This is a genomic window from Peribacillus sp. P4_C12 (genome assembly GCF_056402095.1).
This window is the reverse complement of the sequence record NZ_JBFUIB010000136.1, coordinates 1-8,728: the sequence shown is the minus strand read 5'-3', so window position 1 is coordinate 8,728 and position 8,728 is coordinate 1. Positions and strand designations below refer to the sequence as shown.

General features: G+C 39.1%; 8 protein-coding genes and 2 pseudogenes. 2 read left to right on the top strand and 8 right to left on the bottom strand.

The features are described from left to right. Positions 1 to 391: 391 nt before the first annotated feature. Both AC1DUW_RS16015 and AC1DUW_RS16010 read right to left on the bottom strand, forming a co-directional pair. Positions 392 to 706, bottom strand: coding sequence for an MGMT family protein (locus AC1DUW_RS16015; protein WP_083450841.1), 315 nt, complete (start codon positions 704 to 706; stop codon positions 392 to 394). Between the two features lie 24 nt (positions 707 to 730). Then, positions 731 to 1,288, bottom strand: a complete 558-nt coding sequence (locus AC1DUW_RS16010; protein ID WP_477642945.1) for an MEDS domain-containing protein — start codon at positions 1,286 to 1,288, stop codon at positions 731 to 733. A gap of 619 nt (positions 1,289 to 1,907) precedes the next feature. Between AC1DUW_RS16010 and AC1DUW_RS16005 the strand changes: the two are divergent. Then, positions 1,908 to 2,826: pseudogene (locus AC1DUW_RS16005) on the top strand (SDR family oxidoreductase). 245 nt (positions 2,827 to 3,071) lie between these two features. Here the strand turns inward: AC1DUW_RS16005 and AC1DUW_RS16000 are convergent. From AC1DUW_RS16000 to AC1DUW_RS15985, 4 genes are all read right to left on the bottom strand, one after another. Further along, positions 3,072 to 3,257, bottom strand: a complete 186-nt coding sequence (locus tag AC1DUW_RS16000; protein WP_477642944.1) for a sporulation protein Cse60 — start codon at positions 3,255 to 3,257, stop codon at positions 3,072 to 3,074. 66 nt (positions 3,258 to 3,323) lie between these two features. Then, positions 3,324 to 4,406, bottom strand: coding sequence for a tartrate dehydrogenase (locus AC1DUW_RS15995; protein WP_053347394.1), 1,083 nt, complete (start codon positions 4,404 to 4,406; stop codon positions 3,324 to 3,326). 436 nt (positions 4,407 to 4,842) lie between these two features. Further along, entirely contained in the window at positions 4,843 to 5,154 is a 312-nt protein-coding gene (locus tag AC1DUW_RS15990) for a rhodanese-like domain-containing protein (RefSeq protein WP_034309364.1), read from the bottom strand. A 597-nt stretch (positions 5,155 to 5,751) separates the two neighbouring features. Beyond that, entirely contained in the window at positions 5,752 to 6,780 is a 1,029-nt protein-coding gene (locus tag AC1DUW_RS15985) for an NADH:flavin oxidoreductase/NADH oxidase (protein ID WP_477642943.1), read from the bottom strand. A 193-nt stretch (positions 6,781 to 6,973) separates the two neighbouring features. On the opposite strand from AC1DUW_RS15985, the gene AC1DUW_RS15980 reads away from it, so the two are divergent. Next, the gene (locus AC1DUW_RS15980) at positions 6,974 to 7,417 is read left to right on the top strand and encodes a MarR family winged helix-turn-helix transcriptional regulator (RefSeq protein WP_083450842.1); all 444 of its coding nucleotides are present in this window, start codon (positions 6,974 to 6,976) and stop codon (positions 7,415 to 7,417) included. Positions 7,418 to 7,582: 165 nt separating this feature from the next. On the opposite strand, the gene AC1DUW_RS15975 is transcribed toward AC1DUW_RS15980, so the two are convergent. Both AC1DUW_RS15975 and AC1DUW_RS15970 read right to left on the bottom strand, forming a co-directional pair. Further along, on the bottom strand, positions 7,583 to 8,425 hold the full coding sequence (locus tag AC1DUW_RS15975) for an aldo/keto reductase (protein WP_053347396.1): 843 nt from the start codon (positions 8,423 to 8,425) through the stop codon (positions 7,583 to 7,585). A gap of 154 nt (positions 8,426 to 8,579) precedes the next feature. After that, positions 8,580 to 8,728, bottom strand: a pseudogene (locus AC1DUW_RS15970) (MFS transporter); the annotation flags it as partial.

Below are 8,728 nucleotides of genomic sequence, written 5' to 3'. Positions count from 1 at the left end.
GAGTATTTCGACCTTCGCGGATTTAATTCGTCCTTCTCGTCGAGTATTCCGACCTTCGCGGATTTATTTCGTCCTTCACGTCTCAATTTCGGCCTTCGCGGATTTATTTCGTCCTTCACATCGAGGAATTCGGCCTTCGCTGAATTATTCCGACCTTCACGTCGAGTATTTCGACCTTCGCGGATTTAATTCGTCCTTCTCGTCGAGTATTCCGACCTTCGCGGATTTATTYCGTCCTTCTCGTCGAGTATTTCGACCTTCGCGGATTTATTTCGTCCTTCTCGTCGAGTATTCCGACCTTCGCGGATTTAATTCGTCCTTCACGTCTCAATTGCGGCTTCGCGGAATTTTCCCGACCACAAACCCGATTACGAGAGCATTTAATCCACCATTAAAAACTCTCTGGATGATAGCGATATACTTCTAAATCAATTGTGTCCCGATCTGTGAATGTGACTCCTTCGCTTTCTAGCATCCATTTCTGGTGGGACGCGGCGTCTTCTGCTTTTATACCAATCTCACCTTTGGCATTGATCACCCTATGCCAAGGAAGGTTATATTTTCCGCTGCTAGAATGAAGAATCCTAACAACCTGTCTTGCACCGCGGGGACTTCCAGCAAGCTGTCCAATCTGCCCATATGTCATCACTTTTCCGGCGGGAATATGTTGAATAATCGTAATCACTCGTTCAGTAAAACTCTCCAAATCCCTCTCTCCTTATTAGTAATTTCAGTTAGCCAAAATCGTAATTTTATCATCGGTTATGAGAACTCTATGATATTTAATCAAGTTTGATTTAAGCGCGGCAGGTACTCTGTAATCATCATAAGCACATACAGAAATCAAGCCTCGTTCAGTAATCAATTTATCAATACCTTTTTCATATTCACCTATTGCATCCAAAACTTGGTCGTCATTTCCCCATTCAATATGGCCCCAGGTTCTGATGAACATATTCCTTTCAGAATATGTATCGATATTTTCCAAGAAATATTTAACCATCGTTGAAGGATGGAAATCGCCATGAAAACAATAAAAATCAAAATTATTAATATGATGCACTTTCGCCAATTGCTCCTCATTTAAATGAAGTTGCAATTTCTTATATACGAAAGGAAAGATTCGATCATTTTCGACGACCAAGATATGATCCCCCTGCTCAACACCGGAAATAATGAACATAGCCTCATTCTCCATGTAGGTTTCCAGTTCATTAAAACAGTATAATATATGGGCCCCGTTCGATTGCTGTATATCTTTAATCAGTTGTTTCATATTGTTATCCAAAATGGATCTCCCCTTTTAATACATCAGTCACCACAGTGTATTATGTCTAACTTTACCTATTATTCGTGTGTTTGTAAAATTCAATGAATACTATAATCTGTTTTTTATACAAAATTTAAGTAGAAACTAGTGTGAATATTTACAATATAATAGTATAGCGAACTACCTCTGTCCGCTTGTTACGAAGCAAAGGTAGCCTAAGTATGATATATTGCTTAATGTACAAATTCCGATGTTAAGCGTCTCTCTTTAAACTACTAATTTATTTAGGCTGTGCACTATAATCACAATTTAAATCACAGGATAATAGGGTACATAACGTGGATTACAATAATAAGGCGGTCTAGGTCCTATGAGGGGCATTTCAAAAGTGTAGGAATTAAAATCGTATAACAACTCTACTTTTTCATCCGACTGTCCGACCAAGAGCAACTTCACTTCTTCGCTAAAATAATATTGCATAATGAGGCCTCCAAAGTCTTTTTTTCTACCCTTCAGCATATTCAAATTGCACAGCAATGAGCCGGTACTTAAGCTGGTTTATTCGATTTTATCATGCACGGCAATAGCCTATTTGACATAAGGTAAGCCGACTATATTCTTTTTAGGAGGATTCCTCATGTCACAAGACAATCAAAAGAAGGCATCCGATCAAGACTATCCCATGTATCCCAACTATGGAAAGATCACACGTTACCAAGACATTCCTATCACGGTTCCGGAACAGCGCCAATATCTCCAACCCGGTGTAGAAAAACTAATGGTGCCCCAACCAATCATTGAAAACCTTAATTACTAAATTAACAGGAAAGGTCGCACTTATAACAGGAGGTGACAGCGGGATTGGTGCAGCAGTAGCGATTGCTTTTGCAAAAGAAGGCGCAGATGTTTCTATTGCTTATTTGGATGAACATGAGGATGCCAATCGAACAAAATCGAGAATTGAAGAGCTTGGACAACATTGCTTATTATTGCCTGGTGACTTAAGAGAAAAACAGCAATGTATCCATATCGTGGAAGAAACCATCGAAACATTTGGAAAGCTAGATATTCTTTGTAACCACGTCGGTATTCAATTTCAGCAAGTAAGCTTGCTAGAGATCACGGATGAGCAGTTCGATAATACCTTTAAAGTAAACATCTATTCACACTTTTACACAACTCGAGCAGCCCTTCCGTACTTAAAAGCAGGAAGTTCTATCATTAATACATCTTCCGTTGTGGCCTTTAAAGGTCATAAACAATTGATTGATTACACAGCAACTAAAGGGGCTAACATTGGTTTTACTCGTGCACTGGCAAACAGTCTAGTAGATAAAGGCATCCGGGTAAACGCTGTTGCTCCTGGACGGGTATGGACCCCCCTCATCCCCTCTAGTTTCTCCGCAGACGAAGTTACCCAAGTTGACAATCCAATGGAACGCCAAGGCCAGCCCTTTGAACTAGCCCCTACCTTTGTCTATCTCGCTTCCGATGATTCACGTTTTGTTACCGGACAAACACTTCATGTCAATGGCGGGGAAGTGACATCATCCTAACGGCTCTCTATAAATCTAGGATTTACGCAACTTAGACGACATGCCCCCCTTTTTCATTTGACTACTCCAATGATTATGTTAGTACCTTAGGAGTATGTCTTTTGCGATTCCTTACAAGATCGCTTTCGGCTTTGAAGGTTGTAGAGCTACAAAATTAGACTACCTCAGTCCGCTCGGTTAAAAGCAAAGGGTAGTCTAATAATGGTTTTATTTATATGACTTAAAATGATAGGGCAGTTCAGCCTTTATCTTTTCTTATAAATAATCATCGCGCTAAAGCAGTAAATCTGTTTCTCTTCCTCATCACCTGTAGTGGCGACATTGTATTTGATATCTACAATTTGATTATCACGGATGTCTTCAAGGAAGACATTCATTTCATCTTCTAAGTCCTGTTCATGCTCATAATCAAATAATTTCACTTGAATCATCGGCTCTCCCCTGCCCTTTTTACTATAATGATAGTTATTGAGCAGGATTCCCATTTTTCCTTAAAATTATACCTGACTGGTTTTCAAAGCGGATAATAAAGCCACTACTTCATTGCCGACTTCTTCTGTAGAAGATACCCCGCCCATATCAGGAGTCAGGGTCTTTTTATCAACCATTACCTGTTCGATCACATCTAATACTTTTGCGCCCCAATTTTCATGCCCAAAGAAATCAAGAATCTGACTCGCTGACCAAAGAGCAGCAAGTGGATTGGCAATGCCTTGATGAGCAATATCCGGCGCTGAACCATGAATCGGCTCAAACATCGAAGGATAGACTCGTTCCGGATTTAAATTGGCACCGGCCGCCAGACCCATCCCACCTGCAATGGCTGCACCTAAATCGGTGATGATATCACCAAACAAATTGGATGTGACAACGATTTGAAACCGTTCCGGCTGTTTAACAAAAAACATGCTTGCCGCATCAACCAAATAGGAGTGTGTTTCTACATCAGGATATTCCTGTCCGACTTCTTCAAAAACCTGATCCCAAAAAACCATCGAATAATTCAATGCGTTCGCCTTACTTATACTAGTTAGTGTTCTTCCTGTCTTGCGCGCCAGTTCATACGCATAGCGGATGATCCTCTCCGTTCCTTTTCGCGAAAAAACCCCCGTCTGCAGCACGACTTCTTCTGGCTTCCCTTTGAATAACCAATCACCAGCACCTGCATATTCGCCTTCGCTGTTCTCACGGATGACTACCATATCGATTTGTTCACGCGTCACGTCTTTTAACGGACAAGGTGCTCCCTGAAGCAATTTAACAGGACGAACATTCACATATTGATCGAATTGCTTTCTGATTTTCAGCAGAAGTTCCCTTAGTGAAATATGGTCCGGAACGCCAGGATAACCGACAGCCCCAAGATACACGGCTTCATACTTCTTCAACTGCTCCATACCATCGTCGGGCAGCATCTTCCCGTGCTCGAGATAATATTCGCAGCCCCAAGGAAAATATGTAAACTCGAACGAAAAATCCCCAGATAATTCAGCCACCTTGTTTAGTACTTTCACGCCTTCATTGATCACTTCGGGACCAATTCCATCTCCCGCAATGACCGCTATTTTATAAACATTCATTCAGCGGACGCTCCTTTATCTATATTTTCAGATTTCAACATCCTAATTTTAACATATAATCACCATTTTCCTTTTTCAAACTCATCTTCTATTTGAAACAGCCATGAGTTGGGTGAGAGAAAAAAATCTATCTCGGAACCACTACGCTATTTTATGAAAAAGCATGGGTATAAGAGTATCTGCGTTAAGGATTTGCCGGACAATTTCTTTAGTTATAACCTTGATAAAAGGTTCTATAGATATAGGATTGACTAAAGACAAAAGAGCCCTTACATGGTGAAAGGGCTCCTGCGTCATGCCTTTAAATATGCACGTCTTTCCGCATATTCCCGGCATTGTGAACAAACAGTAATCTTTTTTCTTTCTTTATTGTAATAAAACGTTACGTTCTTAGATTTCCGCTTACAAAAGTAACAAGTTTTTTTGAAAAAACCCATTACTTAACGATAACTTCGCCGTCCCATTCAAGCATTCCGCCAACCATGTTTGCCACTTTATAGCCTTGTTCCTGAAGATAATGGCACACATTTTCACTGCGGCGTCCTGAACGGCAGATAAAAATATATTCTTTTTCTTTATCAAAATAGTCAAGGTTGGCTGGGATATCATTCATACGAATATGTTTAGCGCCTTCAATCATGCCTTCTTGCACTTCTTCGTCTTCACGTACATCAACAAGCTCCATAGCTTCGCCTGCCTCAAGCTTAGCTTCCACTTCTTCTGTTGTAATGATTTTGATTTCTTCCATACTTAGCACCTCAAATTATTGTTTAATTTTTCTTATTTATTATAACAAATATTCCAGCCAAACATTACTTTATGGATTATGGACATTTAAGGTTCACATCCAACCGACCAGCTAATTGAAAATGCATTTTCACTTTTTTCTACCATAGGCATTCCATTATGATCAAAACATTTATTACTGGCATCCATTATACCTCGATGACTATAATAAGAATTAATAAAAAGCATACACATTATCATTAGAAATGTTAAAAAACATGCTAATCCTAGAAATTGTTTTTAATTTTCCCCCATATTACTCCTCCATCCATTAACTAAAGTCCTTTCGCGAAGTACATGTCTAATAGTATGGTATATACCCTCGGATGTTCGGCCTTATTTGTAATATGTTCCCATATTTATACTACATGAAAAAAGTCCAGTCCTCCATCCATTTAGATGGTGAGGAACTGAACCCCTATTTTAAAAAACACTCATCTTTTTATTATGTCTATAAACAATTCTGATAATAGCACCTAACAAGGCAGCTAATTTAAAAAATAAAACGCCAGCGAATATCATTTTCGCTAGCGTTTTATTTTGAACTAATGAATCATTCTTAATGTCTGAAACCTAACTCATATTGTTTAGGAATCTTAACTTGTTTATTCAAAGTTTTAGATGCTTCTAGAGACCAGTAAGGGTTGCGCAACATCCCTCTTCCTACGGCCACCAAGTCTGCTTCTTCATTTCCAATGATTGAGTTTGCAAGAATTGGATCATCTAATCTACCTACAGCAATCACTGGAATATCCAAAGCTTTTTTAATTTCCCTAGCCAATGGCGTTTGATAGCTAGCATGCGTGCCCGGTCTTCCGTCTGCTCCAATTGGGCCTTCTCCGCCAGAGCTGACATGGAACATATCCACACCGGCTTCTTTAAAGACTTTGGAAAACTCAATACTTTCTTCCAGACCGTATCCGCCTTCCACGTATTCTTTTGCAGAAATACGCATAATTAAAGGCATATCAGCCGGCATTTCGCTTTTCACTGCTTTAATTACTTCTACTCCAAATTTAGTTAAGTCTTTTCCGTATTCATCTTCACGTTTATTCGTAAGTGGCGATGTGAATTGGTGAATTAAATATCCGTGTGCCCCATGCAATTCAATAACGTCAAAGCCTGCTTGAACGGCTCTTCTAACTGAGTTACGGAATTTATCGACCATTTCCCTAACTTCTTCCGTCTCCAAAGCTCTTGGTGTCTTAAACGTTTCGTCAAACGCGATGGCTGATGGTGCTACCGGCGTTTCTGCATCCTGTGCTTTACGCCCTGCATGAGCAATTTGGATACCGATTTTTGCACCGTATTGATGAACTTCTTTAACAATTTTGGCGAAAGCTTCAACTTGATCGTCAGACCACAATCCAAGATCACCATTCGAAATACGTCCGTCCGGCTCTACATCGGTCATCTCTACTATAATTAATCCAGCTCCGCCAACTGCTCTGCTTACATAATGATGAAGATGCCAATTTGTAGGGATACCATCCTCGGCTTCGACAGAGTATTGGCACATTGGTGGCATAACAACCCTATTTTTAAGTTCAAGCTCTTTTATACGATAAGGTGAAAATAAATGAGTCATATTTTTTATATCTCCCTTACAGATTATTTTTTAATGCATGCACATGCATTTATATCATCTTGATAACTTTGTGTCAATTAATCAGATTCTCTTGAACACCTAATTCTGATGTTGTAAACGTTATCCTCTGTTGGTACATTTATTTTTATTTATGTTATATTTAAAATAAGTAAGCAGAGGTAGGCGAAAATAATTGTCCAGTGAACAAAACCTTATAAATACATGGCTATCCTTTACACGTATTCATGCCGAGCTCTCAAATGAGCTAGATCGAATATTGCAAGCAAGACACCAAACGACTTTAAATGAGTTTTATGTTCTATTATTTTTATCGAAAACACCGGCAAAAAAACTGAGGCTATTAGAATTGCAGCAGTTAGTAGGCTTAAGCCAAAGTGCAATGTCCAGACTTTCTGTAAGAATGGAAAATAAAAGTTGTGGTGTCATTCAAAGGCTTGGATATGAAGATGATCGCCGTGGTGTATGTGCAACCATAACAGACCGGGGAGAGCTACGACTTAAAGAAATACTAACAACGGTTAATGAAACACTTGAAAAATCATTAAAGACCAGTGATATCGACACTGCATTGAAATTCTTTATTAATGTAAAGAACAGTCTTCAGGAGAATGAATGACTCGTATGGATAACGCTGTATAGGTTACATGAAATTTTGCGCCCCATTCATCAGAATGCGGGCTTATTTCCTATGTCCGACTTCCTAAATAAGGTTATGAGAAGAAATAATAACAGTTATTGAAAAGGAGATAGACGCACACTCTCGTCTATCTCCCTACATTAATTAAAAGTCGAAATTGTCAGGATCTGGACCAACCCGATGATTCTGATTCAATTCGCTGATTCGATTCATATCTTCTTCAGTCAATTCGAAATCAAATACTGATGAGTTTTCTACTATACGGTGTTCTTTTGTTGATTTTGGAATCGTTACAATCCCATTTTGTAAATCCCAACGTAAAATGACTTGTGCAACAGATTTGCCATACTTAGTCGCAATTTCTTGTAATACCTCATTATCCAGTAATTCACCTTGCATTAATGGAGACCAAGCTTCTAGTTGAATTCCTTGTTCCTTACAAAATGCTTGTACTTCTTTTTGAGTCAAGCGTGGATGACATTCGACTTGATTGACCATAGGCTTCACTTCTGCGTCCTTTATTACGTCTTTAAGATGATGAATCTGGAAATTACTTACTCCGATTGCTTTTACTTTTCCTTCTTTATAAAGAGTCTCTAATGCTTTCCAAGCTTCTTTATATTTTCCTTCGACAGGCCAATGTATAAGATATAAATCTAAATACTCTAAGCCAAGTTTCTTTAAGCTTGTTTCGTATGCTGCGATTGTGGATTCGTATCCTAAATCTGCATTCCAAACTTTTGAAGTTACAAATAAATCCTCTCTTGAGATTCCAGCTTCTTTTAGCCCCTCACGGATTCCTTGCCCAACTCCTTCTTCATTTTCGTAAATTGCTGCCGTATCAATGCTGCGATAGCCATGTTTAATCGCCACTTTGACCGCATTTACTAATTCAGGACCTTCTTCTACCTTAAATACGCCCAAGCCGAACCAAGGCATTTTAACACCGTTGTGCAACGTTGTTGTATCTTGTAAATTTTTCACCATAATCAATCTACCTCCAAATTTCTATTAATTGAATTCATATAATGCCCTAAAGGATCATTACATCCCTTCAAGGAATCTTCCGCATTCACTGAAGGGATGCAATGATCCCTTGACATATTATTTGACCGTGGAAATTATTAATAAGTTTCTTACCCTAACACGCTTCACCTTTCTTACTATTCCCTTCTTTCATTCCTTCCCACTTTCTATCTTTACTTTCGAGAGCTCGACTCCAACCTGTTAATATTACGGCTACAAACACCATCACTCCACCTATCCAAGCTGTATGGATGAGCCCGATAG